Origin of the sequence: Streptomyces sp. NPDC127595 (assembly GCF_042671685.1) — a bacterium.
Taxonomy (GTDB): Bacteria; Actinomycetota; Actinomycetes; order Streptomycetales; family Streptomycetaceae; genus Streptomyces.
The window spans coordinates 991,747-1,011,406 of sequence record NZ_JBHXWK010000002.1 but is presented as its reverse complement, the minus strand read 5'-3'; the positions used below and the strand labels follow the sequence as shown (position 1 = coordinate 1,011,406).

Sequence of the window (19,660 nt, the reverse complement as noted above, 5' to 3'; positions counted from 1 at the left end):
GTCCGCGCCACCTGCGCCTCGAACAACTCCGGCAACGTCCCCCCCGACACCACACGACCGGTGTCATTCCACCCGTGCACGACCAGCCGACGCTCATCGGCTGAGAGGATGCCGAGCCGCGCGAGCGGGCGGGCCGGGTCGGCGGTGATCCCGTCCAGGATCCGCAGCAACCGGCCGGTGATGGCCTCGGCCGTCTGCCCGTCGATCAGGTCGGGGCGGTACTCCACACGCAGTTCCAGCTGGGCGCCGCCGGGGCGCACCGCCAGGCTGAGGGGGTAGTGCGCCACGCTGGTCTCGGCCGGGTCCGCGGCGGCGGGCAGCCCGCCCGGTTCGAGCGCGGCCGCAGGGTAGTCCTCCGACACCACGATGGTGTCGAAGGCGGCGCCCGGACCTGCCGCCCGCTGGATCTCGGCGAGCCCCAGGTGCTGGTGGTCGATGAGCGCGGCGCGCTGCGTGTGGATGTCGGCCAGCAGGCCGGCGACCGGACGCGCCGGGTCGAGTCGGGCGCGTACCGGGACGGTGTTCATGAACAGACCGACCATGTCCTCCACGGCGGGCAGTTCCGGCGGGCGGCCCGCGACCGCGGTGCCGAAAACGACGTCCGTACGACCGGTCAGCGACCCGAGCAGCACCGCCCAGGCCGCCAGCACGACGGAGTTGAGGGTGAGTCCCTGGCGGCGCGCCACCGCGCGAACCGCCGCCGTCAGCGCCTCGTCCGCCGTGGCGGTCGCATGCCGTGGCCGGATCGGGGCCGCGCCCAGGGCGGTGGGGGCGACCAGGGTCGGTTCTGTGATGCCGTCCAGCGCACGCTGCCACGCGTCCCGGGCGGCCTCGGTGTCCTGCCTGTCGAGCCAGGCGAGATAGTCGCGGAACGGCCGCGCGGGGGGCAGGGCGGTGGCGTTGCCTCCTGCCGCGTAGATCTGGGACAGCTCCCGGAGCAGCACCGGCACGGACCAGCCGTCCACGAGGATGTGGTGCGCGGTGAGGACCATCCGGTACCGGTCGTCGCCGAAGTCGATCAGCAGCAGCCGCGCCAGTGGGGGCGACGCTGGAGAGAACCGGTGGCCGAGGTCGTCGGCGGTCAGCCGGTCCGCGGCCGCGGCGGCGTCGAGCGGCGCAAGCCCGGCGAGGTTCTGCTCGCGGAACGGCGCCGTCACCTGGCCGACGATCGCCTGAACCGGACGGTCCTCGCCGGGCAGCTGCCGGAACGCGGCACGCAGACCCGGGTGCCGGTCGAGGAGTGCCTGCCACGACGCCCGCAGCAGCTCCCGGTCCAGTGGGCCCGCGAGGTCGAGGGCGGTCTGCACCATATAGACGTCGCGGGCCCGCTCGTCGTAGCGGGCGTGGAAGAGCAGCCCTTCCTGCAGCGGCGACAGCGGCCACGCCTCGACCACATCGGGGCCGAGCTCGGCCAGGCGCTCCACGGGGAGGGGCGACAGTGACAGGGCGGCTGTCTCTGCGGAGACGGGGGCGGAGGCGGGGGCGGAGGCGGGGGCGGTCTCGGCCAGCTGGGCGAGCATCGCGGGGGTGCCGTGTTCGAGGACCTGGCCGACGGTGAGCCGCAGGCCCGCCTGCCGGGCGCGGGTCACCACCAGCATCGCCATGATCGAGTCGCCGCCCAGCTCGGTCAGAGAGTCGTCCGCACCGACCGCGTCGAGGCCGAGCACGTCGGCGAACAGCCCGCACAGCAGCTCCTCCGCCGCGGTCGTGGGGCGGCGGAGGGCTGCCGGGGCGGCGTGCTCGGGCGCGGGCAGCGCGGCCCGGTCGAGCTTGCCGTTCACCGTCACCGGCAGGGTGTCCAGCGGCACCACGGTCGGCACCATGTAGTCGGGGAGGCGTGCGGCGGCATAGGTGCGCAGGGCCGTCTCGTCCACGCCCCCGTCGCCGGGCACCACGTAGGCGACGAGCCGCGGACCCCCGGTCCGGTCCGTGCGCGTGACGACCGCGACGTCCCGCACCGCGGGATGGAGCGCCAGTACGGCCTGGATCTCGCCGGGTTCGATCCGGAAGCCGCGGATCTTCACCTGGTCGTCGTTGCGGCCCTCGTGCAGAAGCAGGCCCTCGTGGGACCAGCGGGCGCGGTCACCCGTGCGGTACATCCGTTCGCCCGGTGCGCCGAACGGACAGGCCACGAACCGCTCCGCGGTCAGCTCGCCCCGTCCGGCATAGCCGCGCGCCAGCTGCGCACCGGCCAGGTACAGCTCTCCCGACACTCCCGGGGGGACGGGGCGCAGGTACTCGTCGAGCACATGGCCGCGGGTGTTCCAGACCGGTCGGCCGATGGGCACCGTGTCGGAGGGCGACTCCGGCAGGCAGGACCAGTGCGTGACCTCCACGGCCGCCTCGGTGGGCCCGTACAGGTTCACCAGCGGCAGCGACAGGCTCCGGTGGAAGTCGGCCACCAGGTCCGGGGGCAGCGCCTCGCCGCTGGCCACCACCCGCCGCAGGCTGCCGCACCGGCCGCCCTCCCGCACCTCCAGCACGAACGCCCGCAGCATCGACGGTACGAAATGCGCCGTCGTGACGCCCTCCCGCTCGATCAACCCGGCGAGATAGCCGGGGTCCCGGTGACCACCCGGGCGCGCCACCACCAGACACGCACCCGCGATCAACGTGCCGAAGAACTCCGGGACCGATACGTCGAACCCCACGGAGGTCTTCTGCATCACCCGGTCCGCACCGGTCAGCGGGTAGGCGTCCTGCATCCACAGCAGCCGGTTCGCGATCGACGCGTGCGCGATCATCACGCCCTTGGGCCGCCCCGTCGATCCCGAGGTGTAGATCACGTACGCGGGGTTGGCCGGGCACAGCGGCGCCACCAGGTCGGCGTCGGTCGGCGGCACCAGCGGACGCGCCGCCAGCGAGGACCGGACGGCGGGGTCGTCCAGCACCAGGCACTCCGCCCCGGAAGCGACCGACTCGGTGTCGGCCGTGCACACGACCATCTCCGGGGCGGCGTCCTCAAGTACCAGTGCGACGCGCTCGGGCGGCGATCCGGGGTCGATCGGCACATAGGCGGCACCGGACTTGACGATGCCGAGCAGCGCCACCACCAACTCCGCCGACCGTTCCAGCGCCACCCCGATCCGGCTCTCCGGGCCTGCCCCCCGCGCGATCAGCTCGTGCGCGAGCCGGTTCGCGCGCGCGTCCAGCTGCGCGTACGTCAGGGTCTCGCCCTCGGACACCACCGCCTGCGCGTCCGGTGTACGGGCGACCTGCGCCTCGAACAGCTCCGGCAGCGTGCTGTCCGGCAGCGGGTGCGCGGTGTCGTTCCACTCCGCGGGAACCAGCGGGCTCTCCCCGTCCCGCGGCAGGTCGACGTCACCGACCCGGGCGCCCGCGGCCAGGTCGGAGAGGACATGCAGGAACGCCGTCCGGTGCCCGGCCGTGCGCCCGTCGGCGTCCGTCGTGCACCACACGTCGAGGTGGGCACCCGCCGCGCTTCCGCGGACCACGAAGGACAGCCCGCTGGCGGGACCGGCCGCCAGGTCGCGCGTGCGGGCGGGTATCCCCGCGAAGTCCAGTTCCCGGTCGGCGAGGACCACGTCCACGACGGGGCCGAAGTGCGGCCGGTCGCCTGCGGGCCAGCCCAGGTCACGGCGCAGGTCCTCGCCGCGGTAGCGCTGGTGGCCGGCGGCCTCCCGCAGCTGCGCCGCCAGCCGCGCCGCGAGTTCCGGGAGCGTCGCGCCGGGGTCCACGGACACGCGGACCGGCAGGATGTTGGCCGCCGTACCCGGGGACCGTTCGGCCAGCGGCCCGGGGCGGCCGGGCAGACAGACGCCGAACACCACGTCGCGGACCCCGGCCCGCCGGGCGAGATACGCCGCGGCGGCGGCCACGATCACGTGGAACGGGCTCGCCCCGGCGCTCTCGGCCAGCTCCCGCAGCCGCCGCTCCACCGCCTCCCCCACGGGGGCCGGACCCGGATCGTCGTCCGCGTCCGCGGCGGACGGGGCGATCGACACGGGCTCGGGGTAGTCGGCGAAGCGGGTGGTCCAGTACTCCCGGTTCCGCACGAAGTCGGCCGACACCCGGTAGGTCTCCTCCTCGGCCAGCAGCTCCTCGGGGGTGGCGAAGGGCGACGGGCCGCACGTCGATCCGGCGGAGAGGGCCGTGTAGTGCTCGGCGGCCCGTCGTTCGAGCAGCGGGCGGGCCTGGCGGTCCATCAGCAGGCGGTGGTGGCGCAGGTACCAGAGCCAGCGGTCGTCCGCCGTCCTGAGCAGGGCCTGGGCGAGCAGCCCTGCGGGCTGAGCGCGTTCGGCGTCCATCCAGCGTCGGGCGGCGGTCTCCGGATCCGGTTCGGCGCGCAGATCGACGACGGGGATCTCCGGGTCGCGCGGCAGGCCCACGAGGTGCGGGCCGTCCGCGGTGTCCTTGACCTCCACGTCGAGCCTCGCGTCCACGACCGCCGCGCGCACCGCCCGCACCAGACGCAGCGCGTCGACCGCCCCGTTCAGCTCGGCATAGCCCGCGAGGTGGTACGCGGCGTCCGGCGCACCGCCCTGCTGGGCCAGGCGGATGTCGTACTGCGCGGCCGACAGCCGACGGTGGCTGCTGCCTTCACTCATGCGTGTGCCCTCATCTGGATCGACCGGAAACTGTCTCTACTGGACCGGCGGTGGGCCCAGCCGATGCGGGGGTCCGCCGGGTCCTCGGGGCGGCGGAGGCATGCCGGGACCGGGGGGCGGACCCATGCCAGGTCCGGGAGGCGGACCCATGCCGGGACCGGAGGGCGGCGGACCCATGCCAGGTCCGGGAGGCGGGCCGAGGTGCGGCCCCATGGGGAATGCGCCGGCGGCGGCGGGCTCCGGCACCCGTTCCGGCTCCGGTACCCGTTCCGGTTCCGGCGCCGGGCGGGCTGCCGCGAACTGCGTGCGGCACAGCTCGGCGTACAGGCCGTCGGCGTCCAGCAGTTCCTCGTGGGTCCCCTGCTCGACGATCCGGCCGCTGTCCACCACCAGGATCTGGTCGGCCTCCCTGATCGTGGACAGCCGGTGCGCGATCACCAGCGAGGTGCGGCCCGCCAGCGCGGTGCGCAACGCCGCCTGCACCTGTGCCTCCGACTCGGAGTCCAGGTGCGCGGTGGCCTCGTCAAGGACCACGATCGGCGGGGCCTTGAGCAGCAGCCGGGCGATCGCCACACGCTGCTTCTCCCCGCCCGACAGCCGGTAGCCCCGGTCGCCCACCACGGTGTCCAGGCCCTCCGGCAGCGAGGAGACCAGGTCCCAGATCCGTGCCGCTTCGCAGGCCTCCCGCATCTCGTTCTCGGTTGCCTCCGGCCGTGCGTACAGCAGGTTGGCGCGCAGCGTGTCGTGGAACATGTGGGCGTCCTGGGTGACCATGCCCACCGTCTCGCGCAGCGAGTCCAGCGTCACGTCGCGCACATCGACGCCGCCGATACGCACCGCGCCGGAGTTCGCGTCGTACAGCCGGGGCACCAGGTGGGTGAGGGTGGTCTTGCCCGCACCCGACGGCCCGACCAGCGCGGTCAGCTTGCCCCCCGGGGCGGTGAAGGAGACCTCGCGCAGGACCGGCGGGTTCTCCACCCGGCCCGGCGCGGGCAGCGCGATCGACTCCAGGGACGCCAGCGATACGTCCGCGGGGGTGGGATAGCGGAACCCCACCGCGTCGAAGGTGACGTCCGGTGCCGTGTCACCGCCCGCGGCCAGCGGCCGCGCCCCCGGCCGCTGCGAGATCAGCGGCTTGAGGTCCAGTACCTCGAAGACGCGGTCGAAACTCACCAGCGCGGTCATGGCTTCGGCCTGCACGCCGGACAGCTGGTTGATGGGGGCGAACATCCGGCCCAGCAGGGCCGCCATCGCCACCAGCGTGCCGATCGGGAAGGCCCCATCGATGGTCAGCACACCGCCCAGCCCGTACACCACCGCGGTGGCGACGGAGGCGACCAGCATCACCGTGATCAGCAGCATCTCGGCGTACACCGAGGTCACCACGCCGATGTCGCGCACCCGGGCCGCGCGCCGCGCGAACAGGCGGTTCTCCTGGTCGGGACGGCCGAAGAGCTTGGTCAGCAGCGCACCGGCGACATTGAACCGCTCCATCATGAGCGAACTCATCTCGGCGTCCTGCTGCATCGATTCGCGGGTGAGCCGCTGCAGCCGCCGCCCGACCAGCCTGCCGGGCAGCATGAACAGCGGCAGCATCACCAGCGCCGCCACGGTGATCGCCCAGGACAGATAGAACATGATGCCGAGCACCAGCACCAGCGTCAGCGTGCTGGAGACGGCGGTGGACAGCAGCGAGGTGACGGCTCGCTGCGCCTGGATGACGTCGGTGTTGAGCCGGCTCACCAGCGCGCCGGTCTGCGCCCGTGTGAAGAACGCCAGTGGCTGACGCTGGACATGCTCGAACACCTGGGTACGCAGGTCGTAGATGAGGGATTCACCGACCCGCCCGGACAGCCAGGCCGCGGCCAGTTTGCCCAGCGCCTCGGCCAGTGCCAGCACGCCGGCCAGCACCGCCATGGTGACCACCACGCCGGTGTCGCGCGGGACCACACCGTCGTCGATGATGACCTTGAGCAGCAGGGGGATCGCCACGGTGATGCCCGAGCCCAGGACGGTCACCGTCAGCAGGAGGGCGGCGAGTCCGCGGTACGGCCGGACATAGGGCAGGATCCTGCGGACGGTACCGGGCCGGACCCGCTGCTGGGTCACCTCCTCGCCGCCCATCCCGCGGATCATGATGGGACCTGGGCCGCTCACGAGGTGGTCTTCTCGTACGCGGCCTGCTCCTCGTACTGCCGCATCTCCTCGATGAGGCTCTTGGGCCGCATGTCGGTCCAGTTCTTCTCGATGTACTCCAGAGTCGCCTGGCGGGTGTCCTCGGCGTGGGCGATCTCCCAGCCCGCCGGGACGTCCGCGAACGCCGGCCACAGCGAGTACTGCCCTTCGTCATTGATGAGCGCCAGAAATCGTCCGTTCTCGTCGTCGAACGGGTTGGCCATGATCTCCCCCTGAGAATTATGAATACCAGTCCTGGAAATTCGTGAACACGATAACAAGGCCGATATGACACCACAAGGAATGGGATAATGGACGTCGTCCAACTGATTATTCTGACCGGTTGGACGCCCCAGACCTCCGGAAATTCAATCGGCGCCATGTGCCGAAGCGACGGTCACTTCGTGTGGCCCGCGAACCGGCCGACCTTCGAGATGACGTCCGCGCCGTACAGGCGCAGCGCCTGCTGCAGCGCGAATTCCGCGATGTACCGGCGGAATTCCTCCGGCGGTTCCTCGGCGGCGTTCAGCATTCTGCGGTTGGCGATGACGGCCGGGCTCTTCAGCCGCTCCGCGCTCCGTGCCACGGCCGCGTCCAGCTCGTCCGGCTCCACCACCTCGTCGATCAGCAGCCGTGCGTCCGGCTCGGTCGCCCTGATCCGCCGGCCCGTCAGGATGATCTGCCGGGAGATCCGCGGCCCGGTGTGCCGGCCGAGCCGGAAGTTGCCGGCCCCCGGCACGATGCCCTCGCGGGCGGCCGGCAGTGACAGATAGGCGTCCGACGCGGCCAGCACCTGGTCGCACGCGAGCAGCAGCTGGGTGCCGCCACCGATGGCGAAGGTGTCGACCGCCGCGATCCAGGGCTTTTGGACCGTGGGCGAGTGCCAGGCCCCGTCGTGGTCGACGAGCAGGCCCGCGACCATCTTGCGGATGTAGCCCGTCTCGCGGCGGAGCAGAAAGCCGGTGAGCGAGATGCCGCCGGAATGCAGGCTCTTGAGGTTGATGCCCGCGCTGAACACCCGCTTCCCGCGGTACCGCGGATGGCTCATCTCACCGCCGCGCAGCACGCCGACCCGTACCCCGGGATCGAGAAGCGCCAGGTCGACGGCGGTCTCCATGTCGTCGACCTGCTCGTTGTCCTCGGCGTTCAAGCAGTCGTCGCGGCACATGGTCAGGTGCGCGACGCCGTCCCGCCGCTCCAGCAGCACGGAGCGTGTGCGTACGACGCCGGTGCGGGTGAACTCCGGCAGCAGCCCGAGGGCGCGGGACGTCGGCCGGAGCATCGCGTCGAGGAGACGCGGTCCTGCCGTCGGCGACCGCAGCACCGCCCGCAGGAAGACGCCCTGGTCGATCTCCCAACCCTCTTTGTCCGCCTGGCGGCGGCCGAGGTCGCAGGCGAGCTGCTCCGGCGACGGTACGAGGACGGGGAACTCGGCCGCGGCCGCCATGAGCAGCTCCTCGATCCGCAGCCCTGCGGTGCGGGCGGTGAGCCGCTCGTACACGGCGTCGGCGTGCCCGTCCAAGTACCGCACGCGCAGCGCGCGGGCGGCGTCCTTCGCGGCGGCGATCTCGGCTCGCTGCCCGGGGGTGCGCGAGCCGGGCTCCGGCAGCTCCACGACGAGTTTCCTCACGAGGGTGTCCGCCGCCTGCACGCTCGGCCACACGTCCGGCCCGGGCACCGTCACGACGTCGCTACCCGCGCGGCGACCCGCAGTGCCCGGTCGCAGGCGGCCAGGTGCGGGCCGAGCGCGTCCTCGAAGGGCGTGGTCGCGGCGTCGAAGAGCAGCTGCCGCCGGATGGCGAGTTCCTTGCCGGACAGGCCGCTGGTCAGCCCGGCGGCGGCGGCGACGGCCACGGCCGGGTCGTGGACAAGCTCGTCGACCAGCCCGAGCCGCAGCGCCTCGGGGCCCTCGATGGGCAGCCCGAACAGCACGGCCTTCCGGATCCGTGCGGTGCCGGCGAACTGCACGAGCCGGTAGCCGGCCATTCCCGGCCAGGTGCCCGCCGCGTCCAGGCCCACGAGCAGCCGGGTACCGTGCGTCGCCGCACGGACGTCGGCGGCCAGGAACGCGTCGAGTGCGGTCCCGCCGCAGTCGCCGGTGGCCACCGCGACGATGGCCATGGGGAGCCGTTCCAGGCGGCGCAGCGCGCGCTCCCACTTGCTGACCAGCATCACGTCGAGACCGCCGGTCCAGTCCCCCTCCGGGGCCCCGGTGGCGGACACGGTGAGGATGCCGGTGTCACCACGGCTCTCCGCGCGGTCGCAGATCTCCTGGACGTCCTGGATGGTCGCCGCCGACAGCGGCTCTCTCCCGTCGACCGTCAGCGTCAGCACCTCGCTCACGGCGCTCCCCGGCCTCACCACTGGACCAGCGCCGTCTCTAGTGTGGAACCGGGTCCCATGGTCATCAGCACGCCGTACTCCCCTGGTTCGGTGACGTCTTCGTCCAGCAGCCGTTCGTAGGAGAAGAGGAACGAGCCACTGGACACGTTTCCGTAGTCGCGCAGCACCCCGGTGGTGTGCCGCACGTCGTACCGGGTCAGGCCGAGGTTGACGCCGACGGCGTCGATCACCTTCTTGCCGCCCGAGTGCACCAGCCAGTGGGCGATGTCGCTGCGGTGCAGGCCGGTGCCGCTGAGCAGGCGGTCCACGACGATCTCGGCGTGGGCACCCACCACGTACGGGATCTGGGGGTCGAGGAAGAAGCTGAACCTCTCCTGGTCCCGGTCCCAGTCGTAGCGCATGGCATCGACCGCCTCGGGGATGATGCAGCTGGCGAACTTGAGCACGCGCGGTCCCTCGGCGGTGACCGTCCCGCCGCGGTGTTCGCCCGCGAGTACCGCGACGGCGCCGGCGCCGTCGCCGAACAGGCTGTTCACGACGGCGGTGCGCATCGTCGAGTCCATCGCGTAGGCGGCGGAGCATGCCTCCGTGCAGAGGACGACGGCGAGTTCGCCGGGGTGTGCCACAGCCCAGCCGGCGACGAGGTTGAGGGCGTTCAGCCCGGCGTTGCAGCCCATACCGACGATGTCGGAGCGGCTGCTGTGCCGGTCGATGCCGAGTTCCTTGATGAGCAGCGCGCTGAGCCCGGGGGTGAGAAAGCCGGTGGAGGTCACGCAGCACAGGTGGCGCAGGTCGGACAGGTCGGCACCGGCCCGCTTCAGGCAGGCGCGCAGCGCCTCCGCTCCCATCTCGATGGCCAGCGTCTTGTGCTTGTCGAGCAGGTCACCCTGCGGTTCCGGGTTCCTGGCGCCAGCCCCGTCCGGCGCGGGCAGGGTGAGGTGGCGCCGCTCGATCGCGCTGTTGAGGAAGACCGAGCGAACCCTGGGATCGGTGATCCCGAAGGCGTCGAGCACCTCTTGCTGGGAGTACGAGGTCGGCGTCACCGCCGTGCCCACTCCCACGATCTGCGGACGTGCGAGTCCGGTCGGCGGCAGGCTGCCCGGATCCGTGACGCCGGGCCGTTCGACGGTCGTGGTCATCGGTAGGTCCACCCCCACCTGCGCGGGTCGCTGCGCACGGTCCTCAATTCGCTGTTCACTTGTTCACCTTTCACTTTCGGAACTTTCCGCCTCGATGAAGCGGGCGAACCGCGCAATTCCTTCCTGGATTTCCGCGGACGTCAGATAGCTGATGGACAGCCGGATTCCGTTCCGGCCGCCCCCCAGGGGATGAAAGTTCTCCATCGGCGTCCAGATGACGCCGAACTCCTGCGCGGCACGGTTCAGCGCGGCGGCGTCCGCGCGGAATGGCACCCGTACGCTCAGGAAGAATCCGCCGGTGGGCTTGTTCCACCGCACCCCGAGCGCCTCGCGTCGAGCGGCGGGCAGGCAGGTGTCCAGCCGCCGGAGCACGGCCCGCATCGCCTCGCCGTAGTAGGCGGCGGCCTCGGAGTTCATCTCCGAGAGGCGCCCATTGGCGGCCAGCAGCGCGCCCGCCACCACGGCCTGGCTCAGCGACGGAGTGTTCACCGTGACCATGCTTTTGATCTTGACGAGTTCGGCGGCGAGCAGACCGCGGCCGCCGGCGCCGGTCTCCACCGGCTGGTCGGCGACGACGAAGCCCACGCGGGCGCCGGGGAAGACCGTCTTGGAGAACGAGCCCAGGTGGACGACCGAGCGGCTGCGGTCGAGGGACTTCAGCGTCGGCAGCCGCAGGCCCGGGCTCACCATCCGGTACGGGCTGTCCTCCAGGATCAGGACACCGTGGCGTGCGGCGATCCGGAGCAGGTCCGCGCGAGCCCGCAGATCCAGGGTGTTCCCGGACGGGTTGGCGTGGTCGGGCAGCACGTAGAGGGCGCGGGGGCGCTTGCCGCGCGCCCGCTGTTCCTGGATCGCCGCCTCCACGTCGGCACACGACAGCCCGTCGTCCCGCTCCTGCACCGGGTGTACGGCGATGTCCAGCAGCCGCGCCGCTCCGACGATCCCCACGTAGCAGGGGCTGGAGACCAGCAGTACGTCGTCGGGGCCGGTGATGAGCGCACGCAGGACCAGCAGCATCGCCTCCTGGGCGCCGACGGTCACCACCAGCGACTCCGCGGGGACGTCGATGCCCTCGTCCACCCTCAGCGAGTCGGCGATGATCTCGCGGATCGTGCCCGCGGTCGGCCCGTACTGGTAGAGCGCGGTTCTGATCTGCTGCGGCGAACTCCCCTGCGCGGACAGGTGGTCGAGGTAGCGGCGGGTATGGGTGAAGACCTGCTCGGTGTCGAAGAACCCGTCATACGGCCGGCCCGGCGCGAAGGAGATCGCGTCGGGGTAGCGGTACGTGATCTCGTTGAGGAAGTTCATCGTGTCCAGCACAGGTTCGGAGAGGGCGCCGTGCAGGTCCGCCCGCCGCAGCACAGGTGCGGCGGCCTCGGAGGCTGGCTCCGTGAGGGCAGGCTCCGCGGGCACTGACTCCGTGAGGGCTGGCTCCGTGAGGGCGCGGCCGATGCGGATCGCCTCGTGCCCGAGGTCCGCCACCGAGGCGGCGCCGGTGCATTGCATCGCCTGTCCGAACTCCCGGACGAGTCCGTCCAGGACCTCCGTCACACCCGCCTGCCCGCCGGCCTCCAGGCCGTCCAGCACCGGCTGCCCGAGGACCACCGCGTCGGCGCCTGAGGCGAGCGCCGCCACGATGTCGGCGCCCGCGCGGACACCGCCTCCGAACAGGACCAGGCAGCTGCCGGCCCCCGCCTGCGCGATCTCGGGCAGCATCTCCAGGTCGCGCGTCACCATGCCGGCGGCCCCCGCCTCGACCGCCCGCCTCACGCCTGCAGCTGTGTCCACGCCCGCGACCAGCAGCGGAAGCGGTGTCTGCGAGGCCAGCCAGTCGACGGTCGACCAGTCGGCGGAGAGGGCGAGGGAGAAGGTGAGGCCATCGAAGCCTGCTTCCTCCGCACGCCGGAGCAGCTCCCGCGCCGCGCCGCGGTCCCGGACCGCCGCGACGTTCAGCCATACCGGCACATCGGCGGCGGCCGGCTCCGTGAACTCCCGCCCGGTGGCGCCGCTCACCACCACCGGAAGTCCGGCGGCGGCGGCCGCCCGGAGCACGGCCGGCTCACCGTCGGGCCGTGCCCGGGCGGCGAGCGGGCCGACGAGCAGTGGGGCACTCCACATGCGCCCGAGCACCTTCACCGCGATCTCGGGAGCACGATGGAATGCGTCGAGGAATTCCTGTGGACGAGCATTGTTTTCGACGTGCTGCCCCGTCATGGATTCCCCCGTAAAGCCGCCAGAAATGCAGGTTGCTTTCCGGCCTCAGCATCACACGCCCCCGCCGGTTCGACAACGCCGTCCAACTGAGCGCATTCAGCGCTTGGACGTGAACCAGAATCCCGCAATCCGGTTTGCGTCAGTTGAATACGCCGTTCCGGCCCGGGCCCGTGTCAGATGATCGGCAAGCGTGCGGGCTGACCAGTCGCCCTAGTCCTTCTGTACTGCCTGCTGTACTTCGTGATGATCTATTCGCGCGGCGATATCCCTCCAGATTCCCGAGCATTCACGGGCGAGACCGGCAACGGCCGTCCTGCAGTGCGGCGGGACGTTGTCGATGATCTCCTGCCACTCCGCGCCGGTAAGGACGTGGACGTTGAGCATCCGCAGCAGGGTGCGGCCGGATTCGCTGAACCGCAGCGCGGGATCCGCCTTGAGCCGGTTCACCGCCGAGACCCGCGCCGCAGCAGTGCGTGCCTCACCGGTCGCCGCACCGCCGCCCAGGGCGAGGCCGGCGTCGTCAGGCTGCCGCGCACGCCGCGGACGGGGCTTTCGACACGGCTGCGGCAGCGGCTCCTCGCCTCGGCGGATTCGATTCCGCACATCCCTGGCGGTCTCGGGGGAGATCCCTGCGACACGGGCGATCTGCCGCAGCGACAGGCCCGGATTCTCCCTGATGATTTTCCCGGCGAGTTCGCGCCCGACCGCGTTGTTGACGGGGCGCACTCGCCCGTCCTGACCGATCCGGCTGCCGTGAGCCACCGCACTCCCGGCCGCCCGCCGGCGGATCTCACCGACCGTGCCGGGCGAGAGGCCGGAGACCGAGGCGATCATCCGGTCCGACCACTGCGGGTGCGACACGATGATGCGAGCGGCCGCGCTCTTTCTGTCCGCCATCGACAAAGGCAGGCCGTGGGTGATGTTCGACTCCACCGCCAGCACGAAGGCATCGGAATCGGAGCCGTCAAAATAGACGATGGCGATCTTTTCATCGCCGCGGAGTTCGGCCGCGCGTAATCTGTGCACGCCGTCGATCACTCGCATTGTTAACCGATGAACCACGATGGGAGGAAGTGGCGCTCTCACTTCCGCAAGGGCCCTTATATGATCCAGGTCCGCACCCGAACTACGCGGCGAAGCCGCCACGGACAGCGAACCGATCTCGACTTCGACAACCATCCCTTGATCGAATTGCGCCTGGCCAGGCTGCATTGCAAGCCCTCCTTTGATGTACACACAAACACGCAATCCGCGATGAATGAACAATTCGCGGGCGCAGTCACAGAACAGAAAGGCTGGACACTGACAATCCGCCCACGGCGGAGTCAGGCCGCCCTGTAAGAGAAATTGACCACGCGCGACATGAGGCGCATGCATACACCGTGGCCGCAGGCATCGCCCGATGGAGAACGCGGCTGGCGCAAATCGTTGATCATGCGAACCTTACGCACGGCTGAGTGCATCAAAATCCCCCGTAATGCCACGTGCGGACTGCGATCCGAAAGGCAGCCCGTTCGCCGACAGAAACTGTAACACCGTCCATCCCGTTCGAAACCTGGACAGCAGCCGCCATGCGCCCGGTGTCCAGGTCCGCCGAGGAGCGGGGAATTCACCCACTTGTCGGGTATCGGATCCGCGTCGGCGCACGCCAGAGGCGTGCGGGGATGGTGAGCGCGCCCTCCGGTTCACGCCGTCCTGACAGCCGCGGCCGACAATTCGCCGCAGTCTGTATACCCCGCAGCACACGCCCGCGCAGCAGCGCGTTATATAGAAACCGAACTGTCCCGCCGGCGGGACGCCAGCGGGACGCACACGGGCCTCACTACGGGAAAGCCCCATTAATGGAAGCGGAGATTCACGCTCCGGAAGACGGGGTGCGGGAAGCGGCCGGAGAACCGGATTCCACCGGTTCGTCGGCGGCCTCGTCCAGTCGCTGAACCATCCAGTCCAGCAGATCAAGGCCCGCCGAATCGGCCGCCCTTTGCCACCGGACGCCGCGTTCAGGCGGGACGCTGAACCGGATGGGAGAGTCAGGCGCCGCGCGACCGGAGTCACGATGAGCCCGTAACCGGTGCCGCAGCTCGTTCCGCGACCAACCGCCGCGTTCGGCACGGGAAAGCCATTCGTCCCGCTCCCCCACAGGAATACCGGCAACCTCGGCATGATGCTGGAAACTCAGCCGCGCGCGCCGCTCGGTAGGGTCAAATTTTCCGGCGACCCACGCATAATTGCGCAGCGTCTGATAGTCAAGGCCGGTTTCTGCCAGGGCACGGCGATAGCGGTCCGGATATTCATTCCGCCCATAGATCAGCCAGTCACCCATCCACCATGCCGACGAATCCGCAACAACGAACATCTGCCGCCCCAGGTGACGCCATTGAGCCAGCGGCAGGCCAGGGGGGAGCGACATCGCGGTGCGCCGGGTGACCAACTGTCCGTCCAGTGAGACCAGGCCGGTGTGCCGCACCGGCAGTTCCGCCGGCCCTCCGGTTCGACGTGCTTGTTCGCCTGACATCCCGCGCATCTCAATCCGCCCCTCGTCAGCGCCCTCATCCTCCACTGCGGCCGGTCTCGGCGGGGTAACAGGACCGCCGCCGGAAGCGGATTCCGGGAGCGTGATGGTGTTACGGAGCGGTTACCCGCCTCCGGTTCTACTGGTCCGGCGGAGCAGCCGGCGCCGCCGAGCACACCGAGGAGGATGCATGGTCACCGCGATCCGACGCTGTGCCGAGTGCGACACGGAGTTCGTCTGGACGAGCCGGACCCCGAACCGCAGATTCTGCGACTCCGGCTGCCGGGCCCGGTGGTGGCGGACACATCGCATGCGTACGCGCGAGCCGGACGACACGGCGGACGACTCCACCAGCGCATCCGCGTCCCGACTGAACGCCACCCACGAATGCCCCAACTGCGGCCAGCGCATCACAGTCATCAGCCTGCTCGTCTCCGACGCCCTCTAGCCTCCACGAGCGGTGCGCATCCTGAACGAGCTGATCACGAGCCTGACACGACTTCCTCGACGACCCGGCCCCCGAGCTGTAGGAGGAGGGTCGGGTGCCCGCGCTGCACCGGTTCACCGAAGCGATCGCCACACACGCGGGAGTACGGCCCGATGCGATGCGGCTGGACGACTGGCGGGATGTGCTCACCGCCGCGCTGGAGGTGGTGAACCGTGCCTCTGGGCGCCGCCGATCGTCATCGACGCGCTGCCGTATCTGATACGGCATTCCCCGGAGATCCCCGGGTTCTTGCAACTGCTGTACGACCAGCCGCATTCCGGCAAAACACCCGGTTGGCCGGATCATCCTGTGCGGCTCGGCGATGAGGGTGATGTCCGAGCTGATGTCGGGCACCAAGCCGCTGCGCGGCCGAGCCGTTCTGGACCTACGCCTGCCGGCCTTCGATCACCGCACCGCCCGCACCCACTGGGGGATCGGGGATACGCCGGTGGCGCTGCAGGTCGACGCCGCGCTGGGCGGCGTCCCCGGCTACCGGCCGCTGGGCCGGTACCGCAGAGGGAGGCGGAGTTAGGCCCCTGGGTGGAGCGCACCCTGCTGGACCCGGGGCGGGCCCGGTACTCGCGGGTGACGAGGCACTGACCCGGTCCACCCCGCCCTGCAACGCGAACTCCTACTGATGAACGTACGAGGCGTACGCCGCCACCCCCGCGACCACGAGAGCGCACGCCGTACGGACCCAGACGTCCAGATCCTCCATCCGGCGCTGGAGACGCGGACGGCCGTTCACAGGGTCAGCCATCGTGACCACCACCCCGTTCGCCGCCCGGCCCAGAGGGCTCCAACCAGGACATAAGCCCAGTTCAGAGCCCTGAAAGCAGACGAGTCGGGCTGTACGCCGGGTTCTGTCCCACTCAGGGAGCGATCACGCTCTGACCTGCATGTTTATGGACATCCGGCGGCTGGTCTCGCCCTCTGGGACTTCTCAGGGACTTTCAGCCGAGATCCGTGAGCCACGCCTCGATGGCGGAGAGTCCCCGTGCGCCGGCCTGCGGCATGAAGTGCGTGTACGTCCGGAGCGTGAATGCCGGGTCGGAGTGGCCCAGCCACTTCGCGAGCGAGACGATCGACTCACCGGCTTCGAGCATCACCGAGGCGTACGTATGGCGCAAGACGTGGAAGCCATGCTCGCGGCTCGGCTCCCAAACACGCGACGGCTTCTCGCCCGGCTGCCGTTTGGGCAGCGGCGGGATGACTCCCGCAGTCGCGAGCGCGGGCTTCCACGCCTTGGTGTTCCAGGTGGTGCGGTTGATCGCGCCGCGCCGCCCTGTGTAGACGAGCAGCCGGACGGTCACCTTGCGCCGGTCCTCGCGTGCGAGGTCGGGCTCCTCGGGGTCCAGCCACGGCAGGGTCACTTCGATCGGTTCGAAATGCTCCTGATGCGTGAGGATCCGCTTCGCGAGCACCTGGGGCAGAGGCGCGTCGCGTTCCTTGCCGCCTTTGGGCGGACCGAAGTACAGCTGCGACTTGTACATGAGGATCTGCCGTTCCACGTGCACGAAGCCGTCGCGGACATCGTCTGGGCTAAAGCCGAACACCTCACCCTGCCGGAGTCCGCACCCGACCCCGAGGTCGACCGTGATCCGGTACCGGTCGGCCAGCGCCTCCCGTACGGCGTCGACGCGATCCTGCTGCCAGGCGCGAGCCTTGCGTTCCGGCTTCTTCGGCGGCTTGATCGAGCTGCTGCCCTTGCACGGGTTGCGGTACAGCCGTTTGTCACCGCCGTCAGCGTGCCGCATCACCTTCTGTCCACGCCATTGACCCTGACGTCTCCCTCGGCCCACAAACGCGCGAATTACTCATTACCAGCGATGAGTTCGGCCAACGCCTGATCCTCGGCATACGCGGCCCACGCAGCGCGCAGGTGGGCGATCCCCTCCCGCACGACACGTTCACGGTCGACATAGAATCCGCTTATCCCCGGATGTAGTAGGCACACAGCCACATCGCATTGCGCTGCGACGGCGGCAGGATCTCGAAATCCAGTAGCAGCCACGCCATTTCGCTGTTCCAGGCCAGGTTCTCCGGGCTGTGGCTATCTGGACAAGGTAGAAGTCTCTCCGGGCCGCGTCGCGTTGCCGGGACCGAGCCAACCGGGCGGTCAGAATCGTGAGGACGCCACACCGACCGGCAGGCCCCTATTGGGACATGCCCCGCCAGCCCGGCCCGGACAACGCATTATCCCCGACCATCCGCCGTCAGGAACGGATGGCGTATGCCTTCTGAGTGACTCGTTGTCAGTGGTGGCTGGCACGATCTCGGTCATGAGCGACGAGTCTTTCAACTGGCAGGAGTTCCTCGGCCGTTGGCAGGAGGAGTGGGTTCCCCGCGCCGAGCACGAAGGGGACGGGGACGGCGGTCCGGGCGCCGTCAGGCTGGGCAGGCCGGGGGCGGACGAGGCCGTGATCACCGCCGCCGAGAAGCGGCTGGGGAAGCGGCTGCCGCCCTCCTACCGCCAGTTCCTGGCCGCGAGCGACGGATGGCGTGTAGAGCAGACTGCCGGGGTCTATCAGCTAGGTGGGATCGCGGACATCGACTGGTCCCGGGATCCGTACCGATTGACCGAGGTGTACGAAGAGAATCTGGGCGACGACCCGAGCGAGCAGGAAGTCCTGCTCGCCGGCATGTGGAAGCGATCGCTGCGCCTGGAGATCGACTCCGATATGACGCTGGCTCTGCTCGACCCGGGCGACCGCGACGAGCACGGCGAGTGGCCGCTCTACATCTACAAGGGCTGGAGCGGTGAATACCCGGACCGCTACCCGTCGTTTCGTGCCTACATGGAGGCCATGTACCGGAGCTTCCACGGCGACCGGGTGGGGCGGCCGGACTTCGAAAACGCCACCACGCGTGCCCAGGACGCCCGGGTGAAGGAGGCCCGCCTCCTCGCCCTGCGCGGACGGTATGAAGAGGCCCTGCCCTTGCTCGATGAGGCGCGGTCCTTCGGACGACCGAACAGCGCCATTCTGCTGAACCAGTTGCAGCATCTGACGGCTCCCCGCACGCAGCGGGACTACGGCTCCCTTGCGGCTGACCCACGCTATCTGCCCGAGCTCCTTACAGTGTCAGCCATCGAACCGGCTTCCGGCGGATGGCGACTGGGCGGAGACGACCACTGGCTGGGGATGATGGCCGCCCGTGGGGTCGACCGAGAGATCGCCGAGGACCTGTTGAGCGCCCTACGCGACGGCACCCATCGCTATGCACCGCCGGGTGCTTGGGGCCGGGCCGTCAACGAGGCCCGGGAGTCCGCCCGGTGGGGAGCGACCGATGCCGCCTGGCGAACGCTGCGTGGCGCGCTAGCGCAGTGGATACCACCTGGACCTTTGCTGCTCGCGCCCCTTGGCCTGCTCGCCGATCCGGTTCTGGGGTCGCTGATCACCCCGCAGCGCGGGCGAGAGATCCTCGCGACTCCCCGCGCAGGCGAGTCCGGGCCCGCTCCCGAGCCGGCGCCCGATCTCGACCCGCCGGGTCTCACCTGGCTGACGACGACCGGGATACATGGGCGGCCGTTCGACGCGTACCGCTGCGTCTGGGTCGAAGGCGCCGACCCCGCCGGCCTACCCGCTCTGATAGGCGACGAGGGTGCCGAACTGAGTGCGCCCGTGCACGCAGCCAAGGCGTACCGGCCGTTGACACAGAACCACGAACGGGAGGGCGTCGAGCTCTGGGAGGACCGGGCCGCGGTCATGGCCGGACGCTGCAGCGAGGGGTGGGCTTTCGCCTTCGATGGCCAGTCCCGCCAGGGCATCAACCACCTGTTCCAGTCCCCCGCCGCGGCCGCCTCCGCGTCGGGTCGCGCCGTGGTGGTGTGGCGTGAGCCGCAGCGGCATTTGGCTGATCACCCGGCCGCATTCCATGTCTCGGTGGCCGAACGCGGCGAGGAACTCTATGCGTTCACGGTGCGGGGCAACGACATCCGGCGCTCAGGTGCGATACCCAGCACCCTGGATCCCGCGCGATTTGTCGGCTCTCCGAACGCTCATCTTGACCTAGAGGTGCTCCTGTTGGAGACCCTGCACGCCGAACTGGGCATCTCGCTTCCCTGTTTCGCCCTGTCCCAAGGCAGCCTCCCCATGTTCACCACCCGGTCCTGGACCCGGGCGCCGCGCGAAGGCGAAGGCTTCGCCTACCTGGGCTTCGTACGGCGTCGGCCCTGAGGCGACGCCACCGCAGAGCCGAGACCACGGCCTCGGCCAGCCCG

General features: G+C 70.3%; 16 protein-coding genes. 4 read left to right on the top strand and 12 right to left on the bottom strand.

What is annotated here, in order from left to right:
- The 9 genes from ACFVKT_RS11065 to ACFVKT_RS11025 form a co-directional block, all read right to left on the bottom strand.
- On the bottom strand, positions 1-4,568 hold a 4,568-nt coding region (locus ACFVKT_RS11065; RefSeq protein WP_385729876.1), incomplete at its 3' end, for an amino acid adenylation domain-containing protein.
- A 36-nt stretch (positions 4,569-4,604) separates the two neighbouring features.
- Positions 4,605-6,704, bottom strand: a complete 2,100-nt coding sequence (locus tag ACFVKT_RS11060) for an ABC transporter ATP-binding protein (RefSeq protein WP_385729972.1) — start codon at positions 6,702-6,704, stop codon at positions 4,605-4,607.
- Between the two features lie 17 nt (positions 6,705-6,721).
- Positions 6,722-6,967, bottom strand: a complete 246-nt coding sequence (locus ACFVKT_RS11055; RefSeq protein WP_385729874.1) for an MbtH family protein — start codon at positions 6,965-6,967, stop codon at positions 6,722-6,724.
- A 173-nt stretch (positions 6,968-7,140) separates the two neighbouring features.
- Positions 7,141-8,427, bottom strand: a complete 1,287-nt coding sequence (gene dpgC / locus ACFVKT_RS11050; protein ID WP_385729872.1) for a (3,5-dihydroxyphenyl)acetyl-CoA 1,2-dioxygenase DpgC — start codon at positions 8,425-8,427, stop codon at positions 7,141-7,143.
- Positions 8,424-9,086 (bottom strand): enoyl-CoA-hydratase DpgB, encoded by a 663-nt coding sequence (gene dpgB, locus ACFVKT_RS11045; RefSeq protein WP_385729870.1) that lies wholly within the window; start codon positions 9,084-9,086, stop codon positions 8,424-8,426. The genes dpgC and dpgB overlap by 4 nt, the downstream gene beginning before the upstream one ends.
- A 14-nt stretch (positions 9,087-9,100) precedes the next feature.
- Positions 9,101-10,225: a 3,5-dihydroxyphenylacetyl-CoA synthase DpgA gene (gene dpgA / locus ACFVKT_RS11040; RefSeq protein ID WP_385729868.1), complete on the bottom strand. Its 1,125-nt coding sequence runs from the start codon at positions 10,223-10,225 to the stop codon at positions 9,101-9,103.
- A 63-nt stretch (positions 10,226-10,288) separates the two neighbouring features.
- A complete protein-coding gene (locus tag ACFVKT_RS11035) occupies positions 10,289-12,439 on the bottom strand; it encodes an aminotransferase class I/II-fold pyridoxal phosphate-dependent enzyme (RefSeq protein WP_385729866.1) in 2,151 nt (716 codons plus the stop codon).
- A 210-nt stretch (positions 12,440-12,649) separates the two neighbouring features.
- Positions 12,650-13,651 carry a ParB N-terminal domain-containing protein gene (locus tag ACFVKT_RS11030; protein ID WP_385729864.1) on the bottom strand — a complete coding sequence of 334 codons (1,002 nt, stop codon included), beginning with the start codon at positions 13,649-13,651 and terminating at the stop codon, positions 12,650-12,652.
- Positions 13,652-14,294: 643 nt separating this feature from the next.
- Positions 14,295-14,954: an LmbU family transcriptional regulator gene (locus tag ACFVKT_RS11025; RefSeq protein ID WP_385729862.1), complete on the bottom strand. Its 660-nt coding sequence runs from the start codon at positions 14,952-14,954 to the stop codon at positions 14,295-14,297.
- Positions 14,955-15,141: 187 nt separating this feature from the next.
- Here ACFVKT_RS11025 and ACFVKT_RS11020 point away from each other — a divergent pair, with 187 nt between their 5' ends.
- From ACFVKT_RS11020 to ACFVKT_RS11010, 3 genes are all read left to right on the top strand, one after another.
- Positions 15,142-15,399 carry a hypothetical protein gene (locus tag ACFVKT_RS11020; RefSeq protein WP_385729860.1) on the top strand — a complete coding sequence of 86 codons (258 nt, stop codon included), beginning with the start codon at positions 15,142-15,144 and terminating at the stop codon, positions 15,397-15,399.
- A 94-nt stretch (positions 15,400-15,493) separates the two neighbouring features.
- Positions 15,494-15,658 carry a hypothetical protein gene (locus ACFVKT_RS11015; protein ID WP_385729858.1) on the top strand — a complete coding sequence of 55 codons (165 nt, stop codon included), beginning with the start codon at positions 15,494-15,496 and terminating at the stop codon, positions 15,656-15,658.
- Positions 15,659-15,769: 111 nt separating this feature from the next.
- Positions 15,770-15,970, top strand: coding sequence for a hypothetical protein (locus ACFVKT_RS11010; RefSeq protein WP_385729856.1), 201 nt, complete (start codon positions 15,770-15,772; stop codon positions 15,968-15,970).
- Between the two features lie 99 nt (positions 15,971-16,069).
- Here ACFVKT_RS11010 and ACFVKT_RS11005 read toward each other — a convergent pair whose 3' ends face one another.
- The 3 genes from ACFVKT_RS11005 to ACFVKT_RS10995 all read right to left on the bottom strand — a co-directional run bounded on the left by ACFVKT_RS11005 (position 16,070) and on the right by ACFVKT_RS10995 (position 17,341).
- A complete protein-coding gene (locus ACFVKT_RS11005) occupies positions 16,070-16,198 on the bottom strand; it encodes a hypothetical protein (protein WP_385729855.1) in 129 nt (42 codons plus the stop codon).
- A 193-nt stretch (positions 16,199-16,391) separates the two neighbouring features.
- On the bottom strand, positions 16,392-17,195 hold the full coding sequence (locus ACFVKT_RS11000) for a tyrosine-type recombinase/integrase (RefSeq protein WP_385729853.1): 804 nt from the start codon (positions 17,193-17,195) through the stop codon (positions 16,392-16,394).
- Positions 17,196-17,251: 56 nt separating this feature from the next.
- Entirely contained in the window at positions 17,252-17,341 is a 90-nt protein-coding gene (locus tag ACFVKT_RS10995) for a hypothetical protein (protein WP_385729970.1), read from the bottom strand.
- 379 nt (positions 17,342-17,720) lie between these two features.
- Between ACFVKT_RS10995 and ACFVKT_RS10990 the strand changes: the two genes are divergently transcribed.
- Positions 17,721-19,616 carry an SMI1/KNR4 family protein gene (locus ACFVKT_RS10990; RefSeq protein ID WP_385729851.1) on the top strand — a complete coding sequence of 632 codons (1,896 nt, stop codon included), beginning with the start codon at positions 17,721-17,723 and terminating at the stop codon, positions 19,614-19,616.
- The last annotated feature ends 44 nt before the right edge of the window (positions 19,617-19,660 follow it).